The organism is Candidatus Pantoea formicae, from assembly GCF_011752625.1.
In the GTDB taxonomy this organism is placed as follows: domain Bacteria; phylum Pseudomonadota; class Gammaproteobacteria; order Enterobacterales; family Enterobacteriaceae; genus Pantoea; species Pantoea formicae.
In genome coordinates this window covers 204,241-229,756 of sequence record NZ_VWXD01000003.1, presented here as the reverse complement: position 1 = coordinate 229,756, position 25,516 = coordinate 204,241, and the positions used below count along the sequence as shown (strand labels likewise).

The following is a 25,516-nucleotide window of genomic DNA, read 5'->3' as shown; positions in this document are numbered from 1 at the left end:
GAAAATTCCGCCTATCATGCCCTTTTCTTTCACTTCCCATCTTTTCGCTCGACTGCGTTTGCTGATCTCAATGGCGGCAGGCATCCTCTGCTATCTCTTGCTGCCCGCGCAGTTAGGCGAAATGCAGCGACTTTTGATTGGCTGGAATGTACTGGCGTGGCTCTATTTGTGGTTTATTTGGTTTCGCATGTTGCGGACGGATGCGGGTGAAATAAAACGGATTGCACAAATGCAGGACCAAAGCGCGACGCTGGTGTTGGTTATGGTGATCGTGGCCTGTATGGTGAGCATTGTGGCGATTATGAGTGAACTGCCAGCGTTAAAACATCTCAATGGCACACCGCGAGTACTGCATCTGCTGCTCACGGCATTAACACTGATTGTGTCGTGGGCATTGCTGCCCAGCTCATTTGCGATGCATTACGCCCATCAACACTACCTGCAAAGAAGTGACAACGTCACTCCAATGATCTTTCCGGAAAAGCCTGAAGAGCCCGAGTATTGGGACTTTCTCTACTTCTCGTTCACCATTGCCGTTGCTTCCCAGACTGCCGATGTTGCCACCGGCACCACAGAAATGCGCAAGCTGGCACTGCTGCAATCCGTTATCTCGTTTATCTTCAATCTGGCGATATTAGGACTGTCAGTGAATGTGGGAGCAGGATTGCTCAGTTAGCGTCTTCCTTTGATTACAGACGCCGACCAGTTGAAGTCGTTAACTTCACTGGCAGATTGTGCCTCAGGCTTTTTACGGCGCACCGGCGTTTTCTTTGCCTTGTCCGCTTTCGCTTTCTCTTTCGCCAGCTTCAGAGTCATGACCTGTTGGCGGGCTTCTGCCGTGAACTCCTTCTCTTTCTTGGCGTCTGGCTCTTTACCGCTACGCTGACGATGTTTCTGCATCAATCCCTTAAAAATCTCATCGACCTCGACACGTTCCGCTTCGTTGAACTGGTCGATGGAAATCATTTTCTTATCGCTCATTGCGTCTCATCCTGTGGTAAATGGCCCGACTAGAGTTTACATCATTGCTGCTGGCTCGGCTTTCTTGTAACCTTGCCCGCCAATCTTACACCTGCACGCAAGGATTTATCATGACCGCTCACTCTTCTAACGATCCGATGCACGGTGTCACCCTGGAAATGATTGTCAATGCGCTGGTGGCCCGCTACGGCTGGGTTGAACTCAGCAAACTGATTAATATCAACTGCTTTAAAAACGATCCCAGCGTTAAATCGAGCCTCAAATTCTTACGCCGCACCCCCTGGGCGCGTGCAGAAGTCGAAGCACTTTATCTTGATTCACTGGATGAACCTACCGCTGATGATAAAGAAGAGCCAGGATTTAATCCTTGGACGCAGGGCCGCTAACCCTCCCTTACGCTGACTTTCTCCCTCTCATCTCAAGCTTGCCAGCGTCATCACATTTTCCAATGACCGCCTGCCTTGTAACTTCTCATCGCGCGTGACAGTATCGATACATGTATATACATGTATCACCAATTGCATTCACAACAGACTAACAATAAAAATTCACGCACCGCGTTTACTGTTCCAGCGAGGAAACTATGTCAGCCGAATCACCTGCAGCAGATTATTCAGGCGCAGAGAAACAGCGCCTGTCAGAAACCCGTTCCATTGATTACATTCCATTGCGCGAGCGTCATGGACACCCTTTTAGCCAGTTCACCCTGTGGTTTGGCGGCAATCTGCAAATCACCGCGATTGTCACGGGCGCCTTGGCCGTGGTGCTGGGCGGCGATGTGGTGTGGTCGCTGATGGGGTTGTTAGTCGGGCAAATTGTCGGCGCAGGGATTATGTCTCTGCATGCGATTCAGGGGCCGCGACTGGGTTTGCCGCAAATGATCACCAGCCGCATGCAGTTCGGTGTGTTTGGTGCGGTGATCCCCTTGGTGCTGGTGTGCATCATGTACGTCGGTTTCTCCGCCAGTGGTACGGTGTTGGCGGGACAAGCCTTGGCCAAGCTGATTAACGTCAGCAACGCTGCGGGAATGATTCTGTTTAGCGCCATCATCGTGGTCATCGCGGTGCTGGGCTATCGCGTGATTCACAAGCTGGGTAAAGTGGCGAGTGTGATTGGCGTATTGGCTTTCGCCTACCTGTTTATTACCCTGCTGACCACCCATGACTTGTCAGCCGTGTGGGGGAATCAACACTTTACCATCGCCAACTTCCTGCTGGCGGTGTCACTCTCTTCCTCGTGGCAGATCGCATTTTGTCCTTATGTTTCTGACTATTCCCGCTATCTCCCGGCAAATGTCTCCGCGAAAAAACTCTTTTGCTCAGTGTTTTTTGGCACCGTGTTAGGTACTCAGGCATCGATGACCTTGGGTGTGATTGTTGCCGCCATTGCCGGCAAAGCGTTTTCAGGTAACGAGGTGGGTTACATTGTCGGTTTAGGCAGCACCGCCACCATGGCAATGGTCATCTACTTCGCTATCTGCTTTGGGAAAATCACCTTCACCACGCTGAATGCTTACGGCAGTTTCATGTCATTGACCACCATCGTCTCTGGCTTCCGTCAGCAAACCTCACTCAGCCGCGGCGGCCGTATCCTGTTTGTGGTGCTGATGGTCACGGTAGCTTGCATCATTGCACTGATCAGTGAACCCGCTTTCCTGAAATCCTTCACCCACTTCCTGCTGTTCCTGCTGGCCTTCTTCGTGCCCTGGAGCGCGATTAGCCTGACTGATTTCTACCTGATCACCAAAGGCAAAGTCGATGTGCCTGCGCTGTCTCAACCCAATGGGCGTTACGGACGCTGGAACTTGGCAGGCATCGTGGTTTACTTCCTGGGAGTGTTGGTACAACTTCCCTTTATCGACAATCCGCTGCATCACGGTTCATTAACCTGGATTTTTGCCGGTAATGACGTGTCATGGATTATTGGCTGGTTTGTTACGGCACTGCTGTGGCTGATTGCCAGCCGTTGGGATGGTCGTGGCAAACTGGAACGCTCTGTCTATCCGCTTGAGTGACGTTGTCACTAAACCTTTACGTGTACTCTTCAGTAAAATAGCAGGTCGTCGCTTAGGACGGCCTGCTCGTCACATCACTTATCGTTGGTAAAGCGTCCAACCACGGTTGCGCCACCCAGTGCGTGCCCTTTGAGTTTCGCGATGAGCTCATCATGTGTGAGCCCGGCCGGTAACTGATTCACCGGCAAGTCAGTGGCGACCAGCACGAAGTTGTAATGATGAATGCCACTTCCAACAGGTGGGCAAGGTCCATAGTAACTCGTGGTGCCAGGAGAGTTTTTGCCGCCGGTATAGCCTACGCCCTTACTGAGCTCACCTTGTGCAAACTGGGTGCGATCGGCGGCGATGTTGTAGGCCACCATATGGGTGACACCTAGCCCTTTTCCCCCCACCGGGTCAGTCAGCAGCAAGGCAAAACTGCGCGTCCCTGTTGGCGCATTTGACCAACTCAGCGCGGGAGACACATTCTCTCCCGTACAAGATGGATTGCTTTTGTTATTACCGGCAAAGGTTTTATCCAGCATCGCACTGTCGTTAAAGTCTGGCGATTGCAGGGTAAAAACCGGAGCTGCCATCACACTTCCCGGAAGCAGCGCCAAGAGTAGCGCGCGTTTTAACGTAACCATCTTCAACTCCTGTTGATGAAAAAATCAGCGAAACAACAAGTATATATGCTGATGATGTCGTTAACGAAGTTTAAGCCGGGAGTGTTAGTAAGCGCGTTGGCGATAATCCTGCAATTGCATCATCTCCATCTGACGCGGTGTTGCCACTGGCCATGACTGCTGCGGGAACAAATAAAGTCGGATGCTATACAAATGGAATAACGGCGTCAGCAAGTTGTCATCCTGTTTAGCCAGTCGTTCCAGCAACAGCATCAGCAGATCGAGTTCATCGAGCAGATCCTGATGCGGCGGCGCTTGCAGTGATTTCAAACGTCGTTTGAGAAACAGCGACAGCTCATGAAACATTTGGCCACTGTCCAGTTGGTATTTAGCCAGCAACGTTTTGTGCCGGGCATAGTAGTCAAAACTGTTCACGCCCATCCACACTTCAGCCAATAGCATGCCGGCCATATCGGGCTGTGGATCGAGTCTCAGTCGCGGTAGGACCACATTGACTTTATCCAACATCAAACTGATAAATCGCTGCCGTCCCAGTAACGAAGAACCGTTACGTTCAAGCTCTTTAATAAAGCGTAATAGCTCGCGTAATCCCTGACGTACCGCGCGTCGTGCGGTCCATGAGGGGCGTTTGTTACGCATCAGCACCGTGGCGACCACAGCAAATAGCACGCCGGTTAACGACGCAATCGCATTATTGATCAGCAACACCAAGTCTGGTTTAAGGTGATGGCCCAAACCAATAAACCCCGGGATCTGAATCGCCACGCTGATACCAATCATGTTGGTGGATGGGCGCGCAATCATCAACCCCAACAGCAATAAGCCTGGTGCGAGACAAATCATCAGCGCTTCAAATGAGGTCGCCTGCGGAATCAACAACGCCACATAGATGACGCTGATAACAATCGCGACAATCACACCGCGTACAAATAGCTTCATTGAGGTGAGCGGCGTATCCATACTGACAAACAGCGAACTGAGAATCGCGGCCATCACCGGGGCCGAGGCACCATCGTGCCAACCTGTTCCGATCCACAGCAGGCATGAGCCGAACACAGCACAGAAGGCCGTCAGCGCCGAAAGGCGAATCATCCCTTTGTCGTAAAAGCGGTGTGTGCGTTTGCCGCGCGCGGGTGTGGTGTCCCCTGACAGATCGCTGACCAACCCACCAACGCTTTGATAGGCGCCCGCGATGCGCACGAAATCTGCCATGCGCTCCAGCAATCCGGTAAACAACAAACAGTGTTCAATCGATAACTCACCGTTGCGCCAGGCTGCGTTGATATCGCTCTGGCAGCGGCTGAGTTCAAGTTGAATACCGCTGGTTTCGCCCACGGTCTCGCCATCGTTGAGCCAGTGTAAAAACAGCCGGAAGACCACGGCGACATTGTCGGGAAAAGGAATTTGCTGAGCCGATATCCGCTGCAGGCGCATCTCTATGGCTGTCAGCGTAGGGATGAGATACGAAAGATGTTGATACTGCACGCTGACGAGGCGGATTAATCGCCGAGCCGCATCCCCCTCATACACGCAGTGGGTGATGAGGATTTCCACCTGCTGTGGATTGGTCGCCATACGCGTCAGGATCTCATCACGCTCAGGGGATTTATCGCTGGGTATGCCTGACAGCAAGTCATGGCAAAGCTTACGCGCGTTGAGATACCACTGGCTGACACTCTGCTCCAGCAAGCTGCGCATCGATACCGGAAAGAGTAAAGCGTGCACCAGGCTGCTGCACAGGGTTCCGACGGCAATCTCTTCAATACGGGATAACACGGTATTGGTGATCGACATCGGGGTCATCACTTCGGGAAATCCCATGATCGCGGCACTGTAGCCTGCCAGCATAAAAACATAGCTTTTTGGGGTACGGTCGTGCAGGGAAAGATAGAGACAAACGCTCACCCACAGTGAAATACACAGGCTAAACAGCAGCGGGTGCTCCACGGTGAGCGGGAAAACAAAGAAGATAAACACCCCACCCAACAAAGTACCGAGCATGCGGAACAGTGACTTAGAGATGGTGGAAGCCGAGTAGAGCTGGGAGGCAATAAAGACCGTCGTCACTGCCCAAGCGGGTTTATCCAGATTGAGTTCCAGCGAGATATACAGTGCCAGGAAGGCAGCCAGACAGGTTTTTACAGCAAAATAAACGGCGTTTTTTGAAAACCACTGCATGACAATTTTGAGACCAAGCCAGTCTAAGTGCGGCGTATCCTGACAGAATAATCAATCCGCTCACTGCGATAAATACGTCAAATTGTTACAGCATCGAAAATGATGTTTTAACCTGGCAATCAATAACAGGGTAATTATTAAGGTTTACTAATAGTATTAGTATTAAAAAGCGCAGCTATTTCATCACCACATTGATTTAAAAGCGGATTTACTCGCTGGTTGTTATCAGTGGGATAAATGTGTTCTGGATCACACTTTCAAAAATAACCTGAGCAATAACAACGCCTCCATAAAAACATTTCGCGCAATCTGTCGCGATTAACTGCGCCAGATCAGCGAAAACTCAGTCTCTTACGATGGTCACCCAGTTTGCGTCCCCACCTGCCGGTGCTTCACTGACTTTTTTCAACGCCCCGCTTTGTCTATCAATCGCATAACTGCCTGTGACCTTGCTTTTTTCACCACTGGCGATGAGCCAACGGCCATCACCGGTTATCGCAAAACTGCGGGGCTGCTGCTCAACCGGCCAACTGCCAATCAGCGTGAGCTTGCCACTGTTTTTATCCACGTGGTAACCCGTCAAGGTACTGCTGGTGCGCTCGCTGACGTAAAGAAAACGTCCATCGGAGGTGATGTGAATATCGGCTGCCCAAATGCGCGGCGTGGTGTCACTGTAGCCCGGCGGGCGCTCAAGACCGTGTTGCAGCTTATACTCCGCAGCCACCGCATTCGGTGTCTCGGCAATTTTCGACAGCTCGCCCTGAGCATTACGACTGTACTGCGTGATGATGCCGCCCATTTCTCCCACGTTGTAGAGATAGCGTTGGTCTGGAGACAGCACCGAGTGGCGCGGCCCGTTTTCCGCTGCGGTCTTCACGTAGCCATTTGCCAGTGCGCTAAGTTCCCCCGTTTTGCTGAGTTTTAATTGCAGCACACGATCGGTTCCAAGATTGCCGACATAAGCGGTATGCCCGGCATCATCCACAACCACCGAGTGTGCCGCATGGCCGGTTTTGTAGCTGCCAACGGGGGGTGCGATCACGCCGCCCTCTTGTGCCAGACGATACACGTGGACAACATCTCCGTCGTAAGACGCGCCAAGCAGGAACCGTCCTTGTTTGTCGGTGCTGATATAGGGATAGCTGGCTGCGGCAGTGACTTCGCCGGTTTTACTCAGATCGCCCGTGGCACGGTCTATCTTCCAACTCTGTAGCCGCAGAGGTTTACTGCGGATAGCCGCATAAAGATGCTGGTGGTCAGCGCTTAGCGCCAGCGGCATCACTTTGCCTCCCGCGGGCGTGCGCCCAAGTAACTGCAAAGCACCGGTTTGCTCATTCAGCGCATAGCGCGCGATGGTGCCATCATCCGCTTCGGAAACATAAACAAAGGTTTTCGCCAACAGCGGTGCACTTAATGCCATGGCTGCCAGCAAAGTGGCGACCTGAAAAGTCTTCTTCATTTCCTTTCTCCCCGAACCAGCGCAGGCCGTTTCGCATCATAACGCCAGTTATCTATCAAAAATTGCATCCCTAACGCATCGTTGCGGTTCTTATCCGGGAGCGCGTTATACAACGCATGCGCCTGTTCAACACGTTGCATATCCAGTTCAATGCCCAATCCGGGGCCTGGCGGTAATTCCAGATACCCGTCACGGATCTGTGGAGGTTGATGGCTTAATTGCTGACCATCCTGCCAAATCCAGTGTGTATCGAAGGCCGTTTGGCGGTCGCCAGGGGCAGCCGCCCCGAGGTGGGCCACCATGGCGAGGGAGACATCAAAGTGATTGTTGGAATGGCAACCCGTGGTGAGCCCCCATTCGTTACACAGTTGAGCCACCACGTTAGCGTTACGCAGGGTCCAAAAATGGGGATCGGCAAGGGGAATGTCGATGGCATTGAGCTGCAATGCATGATGCAACTGCCGCCAGTCATTGGCGATCATGTTAGTCGCGACGGGCACACCGGTGGCGCGTCGAAATTCGGCCAGGGTTTCACGCCCAGAATACCCCTGCTCAGCACCGCAAGGATCCTCCAGGTAAGGCACTTTGCCCGCCAGCTGCTTGCCAAAGCGGATCGCCTCTTCTAATGACCAACTGGCATTGGGATCGACCGTGACACGAGCCTGCGGGAAACGCGACAACAACGCCTCAACGGTTTCAACTTCCACCTCACCGTGCTGAACACCGCCTTTGAGTTTAAAGTCGCGAAAGCCGTATTTATCAACCGCTGCCTCAGCGAGTTCTACCACGGCTGCACTGTCCATCGCGGGTTGATGGCGCCTGCGCAACCAACCTTCAGGCTCATCTTCACCGGTTCGGTAATGCATATTGGTGCGCTTACGATCTGCGATGTAGAACAGATAGCCCAGCACGGGAATTCGATCTCGCTGTTTGCCGCTGGCAAGAAGATCGGCAACAGGCAGATTGAGGAATTTACCCTGCAGGTCTAACAGTGCCGCTTCAATGGCCGCTGCAGCGTTATAAAACTTCTCCGGGTTCATTTGCGGGATATGAATGTCGTTGGTATGAGAGGTCTGCTGGCTGCGTGCGTCGCTGGCAAATAGCTGGCTCAAGGTCGCGTTCGCTCGCATCAATGAACTCCCCACAATCAGCGGGCGGAACCCTTCCAGTAACTGTAAGGTGGATGCGTGGCAAGGTGTCTCACCGACACCAACGTTCCCTGACGAGTCAGTCAGGAACACCAGAATGCGCGTGAAATAGCAGTTATGCGCACCGCCAATATTCAGCAACATACTGTCGTAACCCGCGACAGGCACAACGCGCATGGTGTTAATGACTGGTGTGTCGGACATGGTTTCTCTCCTTGTGACCGAATGCAGGTGGAACAGGTTTACGACGCAACAGCAGCCCGACACCGGTGATGACCGAAACACTGGTCAAGGCGTAGAGTCCGCCGGTGGTGCTGCCGGTATGAAGTTCGAGGTAGCCAAACACGGTCGGCGCAAAGAAGCCGCCGAGGTTGCCAATCGAGTTAATCAATGCGATGCCGGGCGCGGCAATGGATGCGGGTAATTCGCTTTGCGGCATCGGCCAGAAAAAGGCGGCACTGACTTTGGAGCCGATACAAGCGACAATCATCGCGAAAAAACCAAACCAAGGTGAACCCAGGGTCGCCATAAACGTGCCGCAAGCGGCAATCAGCATGGCGATACCCAGCCCTTTATCCAGCTTGTCGCGATAGCGGTCAGTGGTTTTGCCCAACACAAACAGGGCAACTATCGCGCATAGCCAGGGAATTGCCGTTAGCAGCCCAATTTCAAAACTGTTATAGCCCTGAATACGCTGGATAATTTGCGGAAGCCAGAACACCAGGGTGTATCCAGTCATTGTCATGGTGAAAAAGATGAGACAGTAGAACAGTAGGTTGCGATCGCGCAGCAAACCCCAGCGGCCATACTCTTTGGCCTGTACATCACGCGCCGCCTCTTCCAACGCCAGTTGCTGTTTTAATGCCTGCTGCTCTGCGGCATTGAGCCACTTGGCATCCTGGGGTTTGGAGACCAACACAAAGGCTGCTAAGAGACCGATGATGATGGAACCTCCCCCTTCCAGGAACATGACCCACTTCCAACCGGCCAGGCCGTTTACGTCATGCAGCATCAGAATGGCGCCCGTAAGAGGGCCTGAAAACAGAAAGGCGCTGGCCGTGGCACTCAATACCATGGCTGTTGCCCGCCCGCGCCAGGCATTGGGGACCCATTGACGAAAGTAGAACAGCACGCCGGGAAAGAATCCCGCTTCGGCCACGCCGAGCAGAAAGCGTAAAACATAAAAATGCAGCGGTGTGCTCACAAATCCGGTCATCACCACCACGATACCCCAAGTGATCATGATGCGAGTGAGCCAGATCCGTGCCCCCAGTTTTTTCAGCATCACGTTGCTGGGCACTTCAAACAGCGCATAACCAATAAAAAATAGCCCCGCGCCAAAACCAAAAGCGGCGGCACTGATTCCTGCATCGGCTTGTAGCTCCGCTTTAACGAAGCCGATATTGGCGCGGTCAATCTGGTTAACGATGAGCATCACCGCCAGCATCGGAATGATACGGCGGAAAAATTTCGCGATGGCTGAAGCAATGTGTGCGTTGTGATCTGCTGCTAAATCAGAAGATTGTTGAAGCGTCATGCGTCACCTATTGGGTTATTAGCACCGCTATAGGTATACGCAGCTGATTTGAGAGCCGTTATGTGAAAGTGCCCGATACCGCCTGTGCAGTTGCACATCAGTCATGGTTATTCAGGAGGTTAGCTTATTTCGCAGCAAAAACTTTTGCGTGGGATTGTGCGCTGGCTCACTGCGAAGTTAAAGCCTGTCCGCCTTTCACAGCAGGGAATCCGTCTTACGTTTTTTAGGGCGTTTTACATCGGTTGTCAGGAACAGATTATTGGTTGCCATACTGCGAGTCAGTGAACGGCCAATGGACTCCTTTAACTCTGGAAAATCTGCAAATAGTGTCCCCTTGACTAACTGCTCGTTAATCACATCCGCAAACTCTTCCATCACAGTTGCAGGTTTAATGATTTTTAGCTCACGTGCAAACTTCAATAAATCATCTCTGTTGGGAAATTTTTTGCTTTTGTTTAACTTGAGCGCTAATTCTTTATCTGTGGTGGGATAAATGTCGGTATTAACGACATCATAGAGAGGAGATAGCTTAGGTGAGGTATTATCCTGAGCCGAATACAGTAATGAATAATTCTTTAGATGCGCATCGCCATTACCTACCATGCAGCTGAAGAGTACATAGCGCCAATAATGCTCAACCTGCGACTGGTCGCGAGTAAATAAACTCACAATCTTGCCACCGGTTTCATAGGATCCACTGTACTTATGGTCCGAAGTTTTTCCCGATAGCACGCAAAAATCTTCCATGGCCAGACGCTTATCTTGTTGAATATCAAAGCGCTCCATAATGAAGAGTTCTTTATTGTCTGATAACCAGAAATCTGCCACTTTAAGCCCGCAGAGTTTTGCAAGTGACATGCATATGAACTCATTTTCAGCGAGTCGTGGATACTCTTCATCCCCTGTTTTGGCGATCAAGTTGGGATACAGCACCGTACCGCGGCTTTCAGTACTGATCATCACTTTTGGTTGCACACCAGAGATTGACGTTTGCAGTAAATATTTATTTAGCAAATATTGAAAAGCACTCTCTTTATGATCCCAATGCAGCAAGTCATCAAGCTTTTCAGGTGAAGGGCGAGGGAAGTTTATATCACTCTTGTAAGATAATGCACCAATACCTGTATCCTGCTGTAAAGCCAGAAACAGCATGTCGTTGACATTACCAACATATCGGCGAAGCCGCTCTGCAATATGATAGCGTACATATCCTTCAGGAATATTCATTTCAAAGATGTTGAATAAGCGACTGCCGTTGTAACCAAGACGATTATCAGCAAGCATTGTTAATGAAACAGCCCTGGCGCGTTCGGAATCATAGCTAAAATTATAGCTTCCCTTCTCATGCAATAATCTTCCGCTATATTCACCACCGCTATAAACTTCAATATGGCGTATGGGCTTGGCAAGCTGCGTTAAATCAGTCATCGTTAAACAACGCCTCCAATTCATCTAACTGTGGCATACCGGCTGACTGCACCGAAAGCTTCATCTCCAGCGCGTTCAGATAGAGGGTCAATGCTTTAAGGGAACCGGAATAAAGGCCATTTTCTATTTGTGAAATGACCGTACGATGGATTCCCGCATGCGTGGCCGCAGTGCTTTGTGTCCACCCTTTCGCCTTTCGTTTCTCTTGGCACTTTTGACCAATCTCAAGCATACCTGGCAGCATAGACCCTCAAATGTTGTTATATAGCAACAAAACACCAATATTGGACCAAATGTTATTATATAGCAACATTCTGGCTAGATTTAACTATCAGCTACACTTGCTAAATCGATCACAACAATGAGGTCTCCATGGCACAACATTCAAACGTCAATCATGCTTGGCTGCTCGCCTCACGCCCCAATGGCGAACCCACCAAAGACAACTTTAGACTGGTTGAACAACCGATTCCCGCATTGAACGACGGTGAAATGTTGTTGCGCACCCTTTACCTGTCACTAGATCCCTACATGCGCGGTCGTATGGATGACAGCAAATCTTATGCGGCCCCGGCTCAGCTCGATCAACCCATGGTGGGTGGGACGGTCTCTCAAGTTGCCGAATCACTACATCCTGATTTCAAAGCAGGTGACTGGGTGCTGGCAGGCAGTGGCTGGCAGAGCTATGCCGTTTCGGATGGCAGCGGCGTCAGTAAAATCGGCAACCTGCCCCATCCTTCCTGGGCGTTGGGCATTCTCGGCATGCCAGGGTTTACCGCCTATATGGGGCTGCTGGATATTGGGCAGCCAAAGGCGGGTGAGACGTTGGTGGTGGCCGCCGCAACCGGCCCAGTGGGCGCAACCGTTGGGCAGCTTGGTAAGCTGAAAGGCTGCCATGTTGTGGGTGTCGCCGGTGGCGAAGAAAAATGTCGCTATGCCATTGAAAAACTGGGTTTCTCCGCCTGTCTGGACCATAACAGTGCAGATTTCGCTCAGCAGCTGGCAAACGCCTGCCCTGATGGCATTGATATCTATTTTGAAAACGTCGGTGGCAAAGTGTTTGATGCGGTATTCCCGTTGCTGAACACGGCAGCGCGCGTGCCGGTTTGTGGTTTAGTCTCCAGCTACAGTAGCGGCAATCGCCTCCCGCAAGGCCCGGATCGCACTCCGCAGATCCTTAGCGGCATTCTGAAACGCCGCATCCGCCTGCAAGGTTTCATTATCTTTCAGGATTATGGTGATCGTTATCCTGAATTTTTGCAGGCGATGACGCCCTTGGTTGAGCAGGAGAAAATTCACTACCGCGAGCATATGATTGAGGGTTTGGAGAATGCGCCACAGGCATTTTTCGATATGCTAAAAGGCAAGAACTTCGGTAAAACCGTGGTGAAGGTATCATCTTAACTGGTTGTCTTATTTGCATTTTTCACTTTACATAGCTGCAATTGAGATATGGCCTGCACCGAGCGCATGAGAGGATATTCACCTGAATGATCACCCTCGGGAGTTCTCATGTCGCTCATACTCAAAGTCAATTCGCAACAAGCCGAAGCCGCTGTGCCATTACCACAACAACCCGCTCATATTATCCGTGATGATGTAGAAGCTATCGCGATTGCCCATCAACTTGCGGAGACATTTGCTCGTGACGCCGCGCTACGCGATCGCGAAGGCATTTTACCGCTAAAAGAACTGGATGCTTTTTCGCAGAGTGGTTTATGGGCGATGGCGGTGCCCAAACAATATGGTGGTGCAGGTGTCTCTTGGGCGACGGTAGCAAAAGTGATTGCCATTATTTCTGCAGCCGATTCCGCGCTCGGCCAACTCCCGCAAAATCATTTGGCGGGTGTGGCACATCTGGTTGAAGACGGCAGTGAAACGCAAAAACAGACGCTGCTCGCTGAAGTGTTGGCGGGTTTACGCTGGGGCAATGCGTTCTCTGAGAAAAACTCACCCACGGTCGCTGATTTCCAGACTCGCTTCCACCGTGAAGGCGAGGACGTGGTGATTAACGGCGAAAAGTTCTATGCCACAGGAGCCCTGCTGGCTCACCGTATCCATGCCGTGGCGCTGGATGAACAGAATCGCGCCCATCTTATCGTACTTGATCGCAACACGCCGGGACTCACCGTCATTAACAATTGGTCCAGCTTCGGACAACGCACCACGGCCTCAGGCACTGTGCTGCTGGAAAATGTTCGTGCGCCGGTTTCCCGCGTCATTCCTGCGTACCAGGCATTTGAACGTCCAACCGCTGCGGGGCCCATTTCGCAGATCATCCAGGCTGCAGTCGATGTAGGCATTGCGCGTGGCACGATTGAAGATACCCTGCGCTTCGTGCGTGAGCGCTCCCGCCCCTGGATTGACAGCGGCCAACAGCGCGCCTCTGATGATCACTTCACGCTCGCAGCCGTCGGCGACTTAAAGATAAGACTGCATGCGGCTGAAGCGCTGTTGTGGCGTGCTGGTGAAGCCATTGACCGCGCCCTGCAACAGCCAGATGAATTGCAGGTAGCAGAAGCCAGCGTGGCCACTGCTGAGGCAAAAGTGCTGACCACGGAAATCGCCATTCTCGCCGGTAACAAGCTGTTTGAACTGGCGGGCACGCGCTCAACGCTTCAGGAATATAACCTTGACCGGCACTGGCGTAATGCACGCACTCACACCCTGCACGATCCGGTGCGCTGGAAGTATTACCATGTGGGTAATTATTACCTCAATGGCACGCCACCACCGCGTCATGCCTGGAGTTAGTCATGGCGAAAGCGCGCGGCAGGATGGTCAGCGCTGAGGCGAGGCTGACCCAATAACCTTTCGCGCAGCGTGGACGGTTGCGCTGGCATGCTGCGTAGCCGCCCACGTTGACGCAACACCGGCATAACATAAGTGATGAAGTCAGTGAAACTGCCGGGGCTGATTGCCCAAGCCAGGTTAAAGCCATCAACGCCGGATTCGGCGGCGAAGGCGTCCAACTGGTCGGCAATGCTCTCCGCACCGCCCACCAAAAGGGGATGTAAGCCACCAATACCGATGTACTGAGCCGCATCGCGCAGTGTCCAGCGCTTCTGGTCATCAATTCGCGTCAGGCTGGCGAGAGCCGATCGGCATGCATCGGTTTCACGAAATGCCAACGGGGTATCAAGGTCTTCCTGAGACCAATCAATACCGGTCCAGGCGGAAAACAGCGCTAAGGCCGCTTCCTCACTAATATATTGCTGGTAATCACGTAATTTGGCCTGGGCTGCCTTGTCTGATTCCGCTGTGACCACCGTGATGGCAGTGACAAAGCGCAACGAGCCACTGTCGCGCCCTTCTGCTTCGGTTAGCGCGCGAATGCGTTGGATATCTTCGGCGATAGCCTGCGGCGTGATGCCGCCAAGAAATATCACTTCTGCATTACGTGCTGCGAACTGCGCCCCGCGGCTGGAAGTACCGGCCTGAAACAACACGGGCGTGCGCTGTGGACTGGGTTCGCTAAGATGTGCATCGGGCACCTGATACCAGCGACCCTGGTGGTTAATGGCGTGCACTTTAGTGGGCTCGCTATATAAGCTGTTGTCTTTGTCACGATGCACGGCGCCATCTTCCCAAGAGCCTTCCCACAATTTACCGGTGACATCGAGAAACTCCTGCGCGCGTTCATAACGTTCATCATGGGGAATCTGTTGTGTCAGTCCCAAATTGCGTGCAGCTGAGTCCAGCATCGAAGTGACCACATTCCAGGCTATACGACCTTGCGTCAGGTGATCCAAGGTGGTGAATTTTCGGGCCAGTAAGTAAGGATGCTCATAGGTGGTTGATACTGTGATACCAAATCCCAAATGTTGGGTGACAGCAGCCATCGCAGAGACCAGCAGCAGTGGGTCGTTAACCGGCATCTGTGCTGCCAAACGTAGCGCAGTATCCGGCTTGCCCTGCCAGACATCGAGTTGTCCAAGTGCATCGGCAATAAACAGAGCATCAAAGCCCGCTTGATCAAGTTGTTTAGCTATCTCCGTCCAGTAAGCTAACTCGGTGTAACGATGCGCTTGGTCCTCTGGATGTCGCCACAATCCGGCGGAAATATGGCCAGGCACGTTCATCATAAAACCAAAGAGTAAAAACGGTGGGCGGCTCATCCTTAACTCCTTAATCAGGCATGACGACGGTTGCGCAGTGCACCTATAGCCAGCACGATGAAAATTAGAACGCCGGTAGCCACCTGCTGCCAATAGAAATTCCAGCCCACTAATAGCAAGCCGTTGGCAATAAAGCTCAGTAACACCACACCCAACAGCGTGCCGAAAACGTTCGGGCGACGCGAAGGCGCAAACGTTGCACCAATAAAGCTGGCCCCGATAGCATTGAGAAGATAGGCATTGCCTGACAGCGGTACCCACGCTTTCACATTGGCTGCGAGGATCAAACCGACAATACCGGCAATCAAGGCACATAGGATAAAGACGATGGCAGTGAGTCGCTTAACCGCCACGCCGGAGTGCTGCGCCACGCTATATTGCTCTCCCATAACGCGTAATGCGCGCCCGGTCGCACTGCGATGCAATAGCTGATAAAGCACCAGCGTGACCAGTAATAACAGCCACAACGGCACCAGGATACCGAGTAGAGATCCGTGTCCAATAACGGAAAATCCTTCGGGTAGTTTCTGGCTGAGCAAATACACAGGCTGCCCCCCATTGGATGAGAGCTGTTGCACGCTCTGCCCTATAAAGAGGGTTCCCAGCGTCGCCAGGAAAGGTTCCACACCCAGTTGAGTCACCAGGATGGCATTAAAAACGCCGACTAAAAGCGCCGCGGTTAACGCCAGTATCAGTGCGAGCGGCAAGCTGGTTTGATGAACAATCAGCGTGACAAAAACCAGACAGGCGATATCGATAGCCGTGCCCACGGAAAGATCGATGGCGCCAATGCGCGTCACCAGCGTCATGGCCAACGCAACAATCGCAAGGGGTGCAACGTTATTCAACAACACGCTACGAATGTTTGAGATAGTCGCGAAGCCGGGTGCGGCAAGAATAAAGAAAAGCAGCAGAACAACGAACGTCAGCACGATTAATCCGCGCAGCAGGTTAACCTGCCACTGTTGTCGGGATTGAAGCGGCCATGTTTGATCAGACACCTTGCGTTCCTCTCTGTTGACGGCGGCGTAGTAACGCGGTGAGCGCGACGACACATAAAATCAAGACACCTTCCACACCATTGATCCAGTAGCTCGATACGTTAACGAGCTGGAAACCATTGCTAATCAGGCTGAGGAAGAGTGCGCTAATAAGCGCCCCTCCCAAGGTTGGCACCAGACGGCGTGAGAACACCACGCCCAACAGCGCTGCTGCAATCACCATCAGCAAATTGTCATTTGCACCGGGAGAGCTGCCACTAAGCAGAGAAACAGAAGCCACCGATGCCAATGCTGCACTGGCACCACAGATTACATAGCTCAATGCGCGATAGCGCTTAACGCCGATTCCCGCCGCATTCGCAGCCTGAGGGTGGCTGCCCACCGCTTGCAGGCGCAAGCCAAAAGCCGTGAAGCGACACAAGGCAATAGCGATTAATGCCAGTAAGAGAAAGCCCCAGCCGAGCCAGGACACCGCTAAAGGCCCGTTAGCAATCAAGATGTTTTGCAGATCGCTGCTGGCAGACACAGAGGCATTGCCCGTTAACACCATTTCCAGGCCCATCGCAATATTCATGCTGGTGAGCGTGGCGAGCAGCGGCAAAATACCCAGCCAGACGATAGCAAAAGCATTGAACAGACCGACGGCAGCGCCAGTAAGGAGGGTGAGCAGCAATGCAACTGGTGTGGAGTGCTCTGTCGCGATCAGAGTGGCAAACACTGCTGCGCAAAGCCCAAGGTTTGCAGCAATGGAAAGGTCAATCCCGCCTGAAATCCCCTGCACCCCTCCGCCGCTTAATACCAGCGTCAGTCCCAATGCCAGCGTACCGACCACTGCGGTTTGTTGCAGGACATTGCCCAGATTGGTCAACGTCAGAAAAATGGGTGACAGCCAGGCAAACACCGCCAAAACCAGAATGATAATGATCAGAGAAACATGCTGCAGCCATTGTGTATTGCGCCCTGAGCGTGAATGGCTGTTAGGCGCAGAGTGAATGACATCGCTCATGATGCGCGCTCCGTCAGTGTTCCTGTACCCGATGCCCAGGAAAGGATTTCTTCATGGCTAGTGGATTGGGCGTCAAGCGTTGTGGCCTGTTCTCCACGTGCCAATACGATGATGCGATCTGCCAACGTTTGCAGCTCCAGCAGATCGGTGGAAAACACCAGAATCAGTGCCCCACGATCCGCGAGTTGCTGTAAGGTCTGGTAGATAGCCGCTTTTGACGCAATATCGACACCAACAGTCGGTTCATCCAGCAGATAAAGTTGAGCATTGGTGTTGAGCCATTTTGCCAACACCACTTTCTGCTGATTGCCACCAGAGAGCTGACGCACGGGTGCCTGCTGGCCTGGTGCTCGAATAGCAAGTTGCTCAATATTCGTCGCAACCAGAGCACTTTCCGCTTGGGTAGAAACGCCACCCCAGCGCAGTAAACGACGCACTGTGGTTAAAGTGACATTGTCACGCAAACTAATATCCAACGCGATGCCATTGGCCCGTCTGTCCTCGGGAACAAAAGCGATACCGCGTTTGACGGCCACGTGAGGTGTAAGGGGAATTCCCTGCTGGTCATTCAATCGAACCTGCCCGCTGACGCCAGACTCCAGTCCAAATAGCGCGCGAATCAGGGCTTTCCCTCCTGATCCGAGCAAACCCGTTATCCCGACGATCTCACCTTTGCGACCCGAAAATGAGATGTTTTGGAATCGCCCTGAGGCACTAAGCTGTTTCACTTCCAGCACCACGTTGCCTATGCGGTGGACATCACGCGGCGCTATCACCTGTTGCGCATCGCCCACCATGGCACTGACTAACGCATTAGACGTGATGTGTTGAGCGCGAAAATGCGCGACATCTTTTCCATCGCGCAGCACCGTAACGCACTGACACAACGTCTGAATTTCATCGAGATAATGAGAAACATATATCAGCGCGATACCCTGCTGACGCATGCGTTCAATCACGCGAAATAGTGCGGTGACCTCGTGTCGTGCCAATGCTGCGGTGGGTTCATCCAGCACCACGACACGGGGGGAGGTTTGCAACACCCGACAAATTTGTATCAGTTGCTGTTCTGCAACGCTCAACGAACCAATCAAGCTGTCAGGATCAAGCTGCAAGCCAAAATGTTGTTGCAGCAGTTGCTGTGCTTGCTGCCGCATCTTTCGCCGTAGGATGAACGGAGTGCGTGGCAAGCGTGGTTCATTACCCAGTAACAGTGCTTCGGCAACGGTTAACGATGCAGGCAGTAAACGCTCCTGATGGACAATGGCAATCCCCTGGCGCAGTGCCTGCGCCGGGTTAGAAAACGTGATGACTTCACCGTTTAACCTGATCTCTCCGTGATCGGCAGAATGAATGCCCGCAAGCACCTTAATCAGCGTGGATTTACCCGCCCCGTTATGTCCAATCAGTCCATGCACTTCTCCGGCATGAACGTTGAGCGAAATAGATTGCAGTGCGGGTATGCCGTCAAAGGATTTGCTGATGTCCCTCAGATGCAGCAGCGGTGGATTATTTACCATCCGTCTGACCCAAGGTTTTCTGCGCTTCTGCTGCGTTGTCTTTGGTTACCAGAATAGCCGGCACATAGGTGGCAGGCGGCAGTGAACGGTCACCTGCAAGGTACTTCGCCACGTTCTGGACGGCGGTTTGCCCAATCACGTAAGGTTGTTGCGCGACAACGGCTGCCGCGCTGGATTTGGGATCTTTCACTAATGAAACTACATCCGGGCTGCCATCCACAGCATAGGTTTTAATTTCATTACGCCCTGCAGCGTCAACGGCCTGAGTCGCCCCAATTTGCGGCACGTCCCACGCAGCCCAAATAGCCTGTACCGATCCTTTCGGGTATTTATTCAACAACTGACTGATTTGCGCATAAGCGTCCTGTACCGTATTTGGAATAACATCTCGCAGTTCAGGTTGGATAATCTTTATTTTCGGATACCACTTCAGCACGGCTTTCAACTGGTCATAACGCATGGCAACCACAGGGACACCATAAAAACCATTAAATACCAGAATATTTCCCTCGCCACGCAGATCATTGACTAATTTCAGCGCCAGCTGCTCACCAATATAAAAATTATCTGATGTAGTCACATTAATGCTGGATGGGCTTGCCGTATCAACAGTAAATAAAGGAATGCCAGCATCACGAATTTTCTTTAACCAAGGCTCCAGTACCGATGCTGTGCCCAAGGTTTCAATAATTGCATCAGGTTTTTGCGCGATAAGGGTTTGAATTTGCGCGATCTGTTGGGATTCTTTACGGCCTCCGTCCAGGGCAATTGGCGTGCCACCCAGGCGTTTCACTTCATCAACCTGCCCTTGATAAGCTTTTAAATCCCAATAGTGATCGGTACCTGCCACCGTAATCCCAATACGTTTACCGGCCAAAGAGAGTGCAGGTGCCTCCTCCGCGTTTGCAATAAGGGAGTGACTTAAAAACAGCGATGCAGAAGCCAAAAACAGACCTGCCAGGCGGTGCTTTTTCATGGGTTATATCCCTGGAAATAATAAAATAAACAATGTTAGTGGGTGTATGCGATACGGCGCATAACAGGAAATTAACACAGCGTTATTTTATCCTTAATGCTATTTTCTCCTTAGGCTAGTTAACGAATGGAATTACGGGAGAATTCATTAGCCACGGCAATAACGGTTAAGTTTATTCCTGTCACCTTCTGATAGGCTCCTGCCATCTAACCAGGAGGCACCATGAGTTCTTTGATCGATATCTTTACTAGCCATAAAAGTGACAGAAGCTTTACCGACCAACCCGTTGACGATGCAGTATTAGATCGCATCATTTCTGCTGCGTATCGCGCACCGACTTCAGTGAACTCACAGCAGGTGTCATTAGTCGTGTCTCGTGATGCTGCTAAACGCGCGCAAATCTCGCAGATTGCCGGTGGCCAGCCCTGGATTGCGAAAGCCCCGGTCTTTATCACCCTGGTGCTGGACATGCACAAATCTCAGGTAGCCATGGCCGCAGTCGATCGCCAGCAGCTGGCACATCAAAGTATCGAGAGTATTGTGTCGGGTTCGACGGACGTCGGTATTGCTTTGGGTACACTCATGGCGGCCGCGCGTGCAGAAGGGCTCGGTATCGTGCCCATCGGCGGTATTCGTCGTGTGCCTCAGGAACTCATTGCCTTACTGGACCTGCCAGAGCACACCTTCCCGGTTGCGGGTGTCGTGATAGGTCATGTTGATCAACCTGCGGCGCAGAAGCCACGTCTACCACTGGCGACCTTCCGCCATGATGAACGTTATCAACGTGCAGGTCTGGAGCAGCATATTGCCGACTATAACAAGGAAATTTTGCAGCACTGGAAGGACACCGGGCGTAATGACGGTGAAAGCTGGAGTGAAAGCGTGAGCGGCTATTACAGCAAAGTTTACTTCCCGGATGTGTTGCCCGCGCTGAAGAAGCAGGGATTCGGCAACGACAAGTAAGTCTTTTCGGTCGCCTTGAATGGCGACCGAACAACGAAATTATGCAGTGGCACTCACGTGCAACAGGTTTACCGCCCTTTCTTTTTACGCCCAGGCTGTGTGAAGCGCTGGCGACCCGCCGGTTTGCCCGCGGTTTTCTCGCTCTGTTTTGGCCCATTCATGACGGGCTTCTTCGCCGTAGAGGCGGGTTTCTTTTTCGCCTGCGTTTTCTGCGTTTTTTGATCTTCAGAAGATGAGTCTTCGATCAAATTAAATAACTCGATCAGCTCATCGTCAGTCAGATCTCGCCACTCGCCCAGTGGGATACCCTTAAGGCTCACATTCATAATGCGTGTACGCTCAAGTTTGGTCACTTCAAAACCAAAATGCTTGGTCATACGACGAATCTGGCGATTCAGGCCCTGAACTAAAATAATACGGAATACAAAGGTCGACTCTTTCTTCACTTTGCATTTTTTGGTTACGGTACCGAGCATTGGTACGCCGCCTGCCATTCCGGCGATAAACTCGTCGGTAATCGGCTTGTCTACGGTAACCACGTACTCTTTTTCGTGATTATTGCCAGCACGCAAAATTTTATTCACCAGGTCGCCGTGGTTAGTCAGGAAAATCAGACCTTGAGAATCCTTATCCAGACGACCAATGGGGAACACGCGCTTACTGTGGTTAACAAAGTCACCGATATTGTCGCGCTCACCCTCTTCCATGGTGGTAATGATGCCCACGGGTTTATTCAGTGCGATCAACACCAAATCTTCTTCGTTGCGCGGTTCAATCAACTGCCCATTAACTTTAACTTCATCACCGGCAAACACTTGCGCACCGACGGTGGCGCGTTTTCCATTAATAAAAACGTTGCCTTGTTCGATATAGCGGTCGGCGTCACGACGTGAGCAAATTCCGCTCTCGCTGATGTATTTGTTCAGGCGGGTGGATGAGTTGGGCAGCATGGTTCCTCCGAAAAAAAACGGACTATACAGCAACCTTAGACGTAGTGTAAGCCGCTGTTAAACATCACCGCATTGATGCGCATTTTAATCACCTGTGCGTAACAGCACACTAACATTGTGGTTGTTCTCAACAAATCGATCGGCGACAATCTGCATCCATCGTTTTTTCTTATGACAGAGCCATTCCGCCATGACCGAATCTCGCCGCATCAACAGGCTGGCATCATTGCGTACTTTTCTCGCGCGTTTTTGGCCGCATCCACTACCTGGAGCCAAAAAGCAGATGGCGATGGCCAGTCTAGGGGCGGGTATAGGCTTGATGATCACCAGTCTTACCAGCCATTGGCTGCTGGGTGAGGTGAACTTATGGTTTGTGGCACCGATGGGCGCATCAGCGGTATTGCTTTTCGGTTTACCCAACAGTCCATTAGCACAGCCGTGGTCAATTATCGGCGGCAATCTGGTCGCAGGTTTAATTGGTGTGACCACCGCAATGTATGTCCCTCACCCGGCGCTGGCCTGCGGTATTGCGGCTGGCCTGGCGATTTTGCTGATGTTCCAGTTACGCTGTTTGCACCCACCCAGCGGTGCGGTGGCGTTAACGGCAGTGCTCGGTGGCAATGGCGTGCAGCAATTGGGTTATCACTTTGTCCTGACGCCGGTACTGCTTAATTCGGTGTGCTTAGCACTGCTGGCCTTGATCTTCAATAATTTGGCCGGGCGTCGCTACCCTCATGCGCTGGCGTCGAATGAGCCTAAACCACAGCCAGTTGCACTGGACGTTCCTATCACGCGTGACGATCTCCATAAGGCGTTGGAAAATGGGCAGCTGTTGGATATTGATGAAGATGACCTACAACAGTTGCTACAACGCGCCGAAGAGATTGCGATTCGCCGCCAACAGCAGAATGTGCAACCGTTAAAACGCGCCAGCTAAAGCCACTGATAAGCCGCCCGAATTTCAGGTGCGGCTCACTTCACTCCCAAACCCATTCACTTTTACCCTATCTTCAGTGACTTCAACCACCGCAAACGGGACATCGGCTGGCCCATCCAGCATGCCTTTCATGGTATAAAAGCCTGTTTGGCCGATGCGTGCAAAATTGCCGCGATGGTCATGACCAGAAAAGCAAAACTGTATGTTGTAACTAGTAAGGAGGTCCACCAGCACATGTGCATTCATCAGAATATGCGTGGTATGCGGTGCCAGCGGGTAATGGCCAAACACGCCCACTTTCTCGCCCTGCTGTCGCGCTTCAATCAGATGTTGCTCAATCCACGCTAACTGTTGCTGCCCCACTGCCCCATTCCACGGCTGGGCCTGCGGTTGCTGCTGGGCACGCAAATCAGCCAGCAATGTCTCTGCTTGATAATAATCATCGCCGTTCAAAGCATTGCAGTAGTGGCTGACATCATTGCCGTCGTACACAATAAAGCGCCAACCTGCTAAGCGGAACGCGTAATAACTTTTGGGCAGCGGCGCGCGGTTATTCAGATGTTGTGCGATCGTCTGCACATCGTGATTCCCTAACACCACCGCATGCGGATGTTCGAGACGGTCGTATAACGGTAAAACTGCCGCATAGCTTTCCCAGTGGCGGTCAACTAAATCCCCTAAGGTCACGACAAAGTCGAGCGGCTGTTGATTCAACACTGAAATCGCCTGCGGGAGTTTATGCAACGCCTGACGGTAGTAAAGATTGTTCGCGATGTCAGGGGCTACATCGGCATATTGGGGATCGGCAATCAGGCCAAAGCGCAGCGTACGATCCAAGACGGTAGGACGTAAATCAGGCAACGCATAAAGTTCAGCCACATCGCCTAATAACTCGCGCTGTGATGAAGTCAGTGGATGCGGATGGGTCACGGGAAGCACTCCTTAGCGGATACCGGCACGCATGAATGACTGAATAAATTGACGCTGAAAAATCAGGAACAACACCAATAGCGGCAAGGTGGTCATCAACGTGGCGGCGCCAATTAATGCCCACTGTACGCCCTGCTCCGGTGCAGAAAACAGCTGTAAACCTACGGTCAGTGGTCGTACGTTGACCGAGTCGGTGATCACCAGCGGCCACAGGAAATCGTTCCAATGGAAACTGATCGACACCAGAGCAAAAGCAATATAAATCGGCTTTGCCAGAGGAATATAGATTTTGCGCAGAATGTAAAAGCGACTGGCACCTTCAACAATTGCCGCCTCTTCCAGCACCAAAGGAATGCTTTTAAACGTCTGGCGCAGCAGGAAGATAGCAAACGCGGAGGCGAAATAAGGCAATGCAATACCGGTCAAGCTATCGCGCAGACCGAGTGCACCAATGGTTTTATAGTTATTCAGTATCAGCACATCGGGGCTTATCATCAATTGCAGTAAAATCAGCGCAAAGATAACCCCGGAGAATTTCATTTTGAAGCGTACCAGCGCGTAAGCCGCCATGGTTGCCAGAATCAGCTGTACCACCACAATCATCAGCACCAGCAGCATGGTGTTAAGGAAATAGCGCGCAAATGGGGCGGCATGCCAGGCTTTAACAAAGTTCTCAAACGTCAGCGGGGAGAACAAGCTGAAGCTGGCTTGATCCGATGCCGGATGTACGGCGACCCACAACGCGACCAGAATCGGCAAAAACCATAATAAAGCAGCCAGCCAGAGGGTGAGATTAAGACACACCTTGCCCAAAGAGAGAGATGTCTTCATTGATAGTGGGCTCGCTTGTCCAGCAGGTTGAATTTAATCAGTGCAATCGCTGCCAGAATCACCAACAGCACCACCGTCATAGCGGCCGCCGCAGGCATATCCCAGAAACTAAAGGCAGTACGATAGATATAAAACAGCAACAGGCTACTACTGTTATTCGGCCCGCCATTGGTCATGGCAATCACCTGATCAACAATACGGAACGCATTCATCGACGCATTGATTAACACAAACAGCGTGGTGGGCATTAAGAGTGGCCACTGGACGCGCCGGAAGAAATATCCGCGTGATGCCCCTTCAATCTGAGCGGCTTCACTCAGCCGTGGGTCGATCTGCTGCAATGCCGCGAGATAAAAAATCATAAAGAAACCCGCCTCTCGCCACACCGATACCGCCATTAAACAGTAGAGTGACGTACTCGGTTCCCCTAGCCAGTTAACCGCAGGCAGTGAGAACAGAGCCAGAAGCTTATTCAGCAATCCCAACTGCGGCGTGTAAAAAAACAGCCATAAATTGGCGATCGCAATCATCGGCAGCAGCGAAGGGATAAAGAAAGCGGCGCGCACCAGCGCGTTACCCGCCATTCGCCGATTTACCGCCAGCGCCATCAGCAAAGCGAGGATCACTGCCAGCGGAATGGTGATCAGTGCATACAGCAAGTTATTCCACAGCGACTGAATGAAGATGTCGTCATCCAGCAACGCCATGTAATTATCCAGCCCAACAAAATGGGCCGGATGATTATTACGTGAAGCGCTAAACAGACTCTCCCAAATGGTCGCCACCGCCGGATAGTGTGTGAACAGCAACAAAAAACACAGCGCAGGTAGCACCAACAGATATCCATAAAGCTGCATCTTCCACCATGATGAACGACGCAGCGGCATGCTCGAGAGAATCGTGCTCATAGCGC

24 protein-coding genes are annotated in these 25,516 nt (G+C 52.0%); 7 read left to right on the top strand and 17 right to left on the bottom strand.

What is annotated here, in order from left to right; genetic code table 11:
• The first annotated feature begins 16 nt into the window (after nt 1-16).
• Nucleotides 17-676 (top strand): DUF1345 domain-containing protein, encoded by a 660-nt coding sequence (locus F3J38_RS09805; protein WP_167137674.1) that lies wholly within the window; start codon nt 17-19, stop codon nt 674-676.
• Here the strand turns inward: F3J38_RS09805 and F3J38_RS09800 are convergent.
• Entirely contained in the window at nt 673-981 is a 309-nt protein-coding gene (locus F3J38_RS09800) for a hypothetical protein (RefSeq protein WP_084934916.1), read from the bottom strand. The genes F3J38_RS09805 and F3J38_RS09800 overlap by 4 nt on opposite strands.
• Nucleotides 982-1,091: 110 nt before the next feature.
• Here F3J38_RS09800 and F3J38_RS09795 point away from each other — a divergent pair, with 110 nt between their 5' ends.
• Nucleotides 1,092-1,367, top strand: a complete 276-nt coding sequence (locus tag F3J38_RS09795; RefSeq protein WP_167137671.1) for a VF530 family protein — start codon at nt 1,092-1,094, stop codon at nt 1,365-1,367.
• A gap of 197 nt (nt 1,368-1,564) precedes the next feature.
• Nucleotides 1,565-2,995, top strand: coding sequence for a purine-cytosine permease family protein (locus F3J38_RS09790; RefSeq protein WP_167137669.1), 1,431 nt, complete (start codon nt 1,565-1,567; stop codon nt 2,993-2,995).
• 74 nt (nt 2,996-3,069) lie between these two features.
• On the opposite strand, the gene F3J38_RS09785 is transcribed toward F3J38_RS09790, so the two are convergent.
• From F3J38_RS09785 to F3J38_RS09755, 7 genes are all read right to left on the bottom strand, one after another.
• Nucleotides 3,070-3,621: a YbhB/YbcL family Raf kinase inhibitor-like protein gene (locus F3J38_RS09785; RefSeq protein WP_167137666.1), complete on the bottom strand. Its 552-nt coding sequence runs from the start codon at nt 3,619-3,621 to the stop codon at nt 3,070-3,072.
• Nucleotides 3,622-3,705: 84 nt separating this feature from the next.
• Nucleotides 3,706-5,799 (bottom strand): FUSC family protein, encoded by a 2,094-nt coding sequence (locus F3J38_RS09780; protein ID WP_167137664.1) that lies wholly within the window; start codon nt 5,797-5,799, stop codon nt 3,706-3,708.
• Nucleotides 5,800-6,142: 343 nt separating this feature from the next.
• Nucleotides 6,143-7,258, bottom strand: coding sequence for a lactonase family protein (locus F3J38_RS09775; RefSeq protein ID WP_167137660.1), 1,116 nt, complete (start codon nt 7,256-7,258; stop codon nt 6,143-6,145).
• Complete coding sequence (locus F3J38_RS09770) at nt 7,255-8,610, bottom strand: enolase C-terminal domain-like protein (protein ID WP_167137657.1); 1,356 nt, start codon at nt 8,608-8,610, stop codon at nt 7,255-7,257. The genes F3J38_RS09775 and F3J38_RS09770 overlap by 4 nt, the downstream gene beginning before the upstream one ends.
• Nucleotides 8,588-9,943, bottom strand: a complete 1,356-nt coding sequence (locus F3J38_RS09765) for an MFS transporter (RefSeq protein WP_167137654.1) — start codon at nt 9,941-9,943, stop codon at nt 8,588-8,590. Before F3J38_RS09765 ends, F3J38_RS09770 begins: the two co-directional genes overlap by 23 nt.
• Before the next feature lie 195 nt (nt 9,944-10,138).
• Complete coding sequence (locus tag F3J38_RS09760; RefSeq protein WP_167137651.1) at nt 10,139-11,371, bottom strand: type II toxin-antitoxin system HipA family toxin; 1,233 nt, start codon at nt 11,369-11,371, stop codon at nt 10,139-10,141.
• A complete protein-coding gene (locus tag F3J38_RS09755; RefSeq protein ID WP_167137649.1) occupies nt 11,364-11,615 on the bottom strand; it encodes a helix-turn-helix domain-containing protein in 252 nt (83 codons plus the stop codon). The genes F3J38_RS09760 and F3J38_RS09755 overlap by 8 nt, the downstream gene beginning before the upstream one ends.
• Nucleotides 11,616-11,743: 128 nt before the next feature.
• Here F3J38_RS09755 and curA point away from each other — a divergent pair, with 128 nt between their 5' ends.
• Nucleotides 11,744-12,775 (top strand): NADPH-dependent curcumin/dihydrocurcumin reductase, encoded by a 1,032-nt coding sequence (gene curA, locus F3J38_RS09750; protein WP_167137646.1) that lies wholly within the window; start codon nt 11,744-11,746, stop codon nt 12,773-12,775.
• A 108-nt stretch (nt 12,776-12,883) separates the two neighbouring features.
• Entirely contained in the window at nt 12,884-14,125 is a 1,242-nt protein-coding gene (locus F3J38_RS09745; protein WP_167137643.1) for an SfnB family sulfur acquisition oxidoreductase, read from the top strand.
• On the opposite strand, the gene F3J38_RS09740 is transcribed toward F3J38_RS09745, so the two are convergent.
• The 5 genes from F3J38_RS09740 to F3J38_RS09720 are packed head-to-tail and all read right to left on the bottom strand — an operon-like array spanning nt 14,122 to nt 19,992.
• A complete protein-coding gene (locus F3J38_RS09740) occupies nt 14,122-15,489 on the bottom strand; it encodes an LLM class flavin-dependent oxidoreductase (protein ID WP_167137640.1) in 1,368 nt (455 codons plus the stop codon). The genes F3J38_RS09745 and F3J38_RS09740 overlap by 4 nt on opposite strands.
• Nucleotides 15,490-15,503: 14 nt before the next feature.
• Nucleotides 15,504-16,490 (bottom strand): ABC transporter permease, encoded by a 987-nt coding sequence (locus F3J38_RS09735; RefSeq protein WP_167137637.1) that lies wholly within the window; start codon nt 16,488-16,490, stop codon nt 15,504-15,506.
• On the bottom strand, nt 16,483-17,496 hold the full coding sequence (locus F3J38_RS09730) for an ABC transporter permease (RefSeq protein ID WP_167137634.1): 1,014 nt from the start codon (nt 17,494-17,496) through the stop codon (nt 16,483-16,485). The genes F3J38_RS09735 and F3J38_RS09730 overlap by 8 nt, the downstream gene beginning before the upstream one ends.
• Nucleotides 17,493-19,016 (bottom strand): sugar ABC transporter ATP-binding protein, encoded by a 1,524-nt coding sequence (locus F3J38_RS09725; protein ID WP_167137631.1) that lies wholly within the window; start codon nt 19,014-19,016, stop codon nt 17,493-17,495. The genes F3J38_RS09730 and F3J38_RS09725 overlap by 4 nt, the downstream gene beginning before the upstream one ends.
• Nucleotides 19,006-19,992, bottom strand: coding sequence for a sugar ABC transporter substrate-binding protein (locus F3J38_RS09720; RefSeq protein WP_167137628.1), 987 nt, complete (start codon nt 19,990-19,992; stop codon nt 19,006-19,008). The genes F3J38_RS09725 and F3J38_RS09720 overlap by 11 nt, the downstream gene beginning before the upstream one ends.
• A gap of 222 nt (nt 19,993-20,214) precedes the next feature.
• Here F3J38_RS09720 and F3J38_RS09715 point away from each other — a divergent pair, with 222 nt between their 5' ends.
• Nucleotides 20,215-20,955, top strand: a complete 741-nt coding sequence (locus F3J38_RS09715; protein ID WP_167137625.1) for a nitroreductase family protein — start codon at nt 20,215-20,217, stop codon at nt 20,953-20,955.
• A gap of 68 nt (nt 20,956-21,023) precedes the next feature.
• Here F3J38_RS09715 and rluF read toward each other — a convergent pair whose 3' ends face one another.
• Nucleotides 21,024-21,905, bottom strand: coding sequence for a 23S rRNA pseudouridine(2604) synthase RluF (gene rluF / locus F3J38_RS09710; protein ID WP_167137622.1), 882 nt, complete (start codon nt 21,903-21,905; stop codon nt 21,024-21,026).
• 190 nt (nt 21,906-22,095) lie between these two features.
• Here rluF and F3J38_RS09705 point away from each other — a divergent pair, with 190 nt between their 5' ends.
• Nucleotides 22,096-22,842, top strand: a complete 747-nt coding sequence (locus F3J38_RS09705; RefSeq protein WP_167137619.1) for an HPP family protein — start codon at nt 22,096-22,098, stop codon at nt 22,840-22,842.
• Nucleotides 22,843-22,866: 24 nt separating this feature from the next.
• On the opposite strand, the gene F3J38_RS09700 is transcribed toward F3J38_RS09705, so the two are convergent.
• The 3 genes from F3J38_RS09700 to F3J38_RS09690 are packed head-to-tail and all read right to left on the bottom strand — an operon-like array spanning nt 22,867 to nt 25,511.
• On the bottom strand, nt 22,867-23,772 hold the full coding sequence (locus tag F3J38_RS09700) for a metallophosphoesterase (RefSeq protein WP_167137616.1): 906 nt from the start codon (nt 23,770-23,772) through the stop codon (nt 22,867-22,869).
• 12 nt (nt 23,773-23,784) lie between these two features.
• Nucleotides 23,785-24,603, bottom strand: coding sequence for a carbohydrate ABC transporter permease (locus F3J38_RS09695; RefSeq protein ID WP_167137613.1), 819 nt, complete (start codon nt 24,601-24,603; stop codon nt 23,785-23,787).
• Nucleotides 24,600-25,511: a carbohydrate ABC transporter permease gene (locus F3J38_RS09690; protein WP_167137610.1), complete on the bottom strand. Its 912-nt coding sequence runs from the start codon at nt 25,509-25,511 to the stop codon at nt 24,600-24,602. Before F3J38_RS09690 ends, F3J38_RS09695 begins: the two co-directional genes overlap by 4 nt.
• Nucleotides 25,512-25,516: the final 5 nt, after the last annotated feature.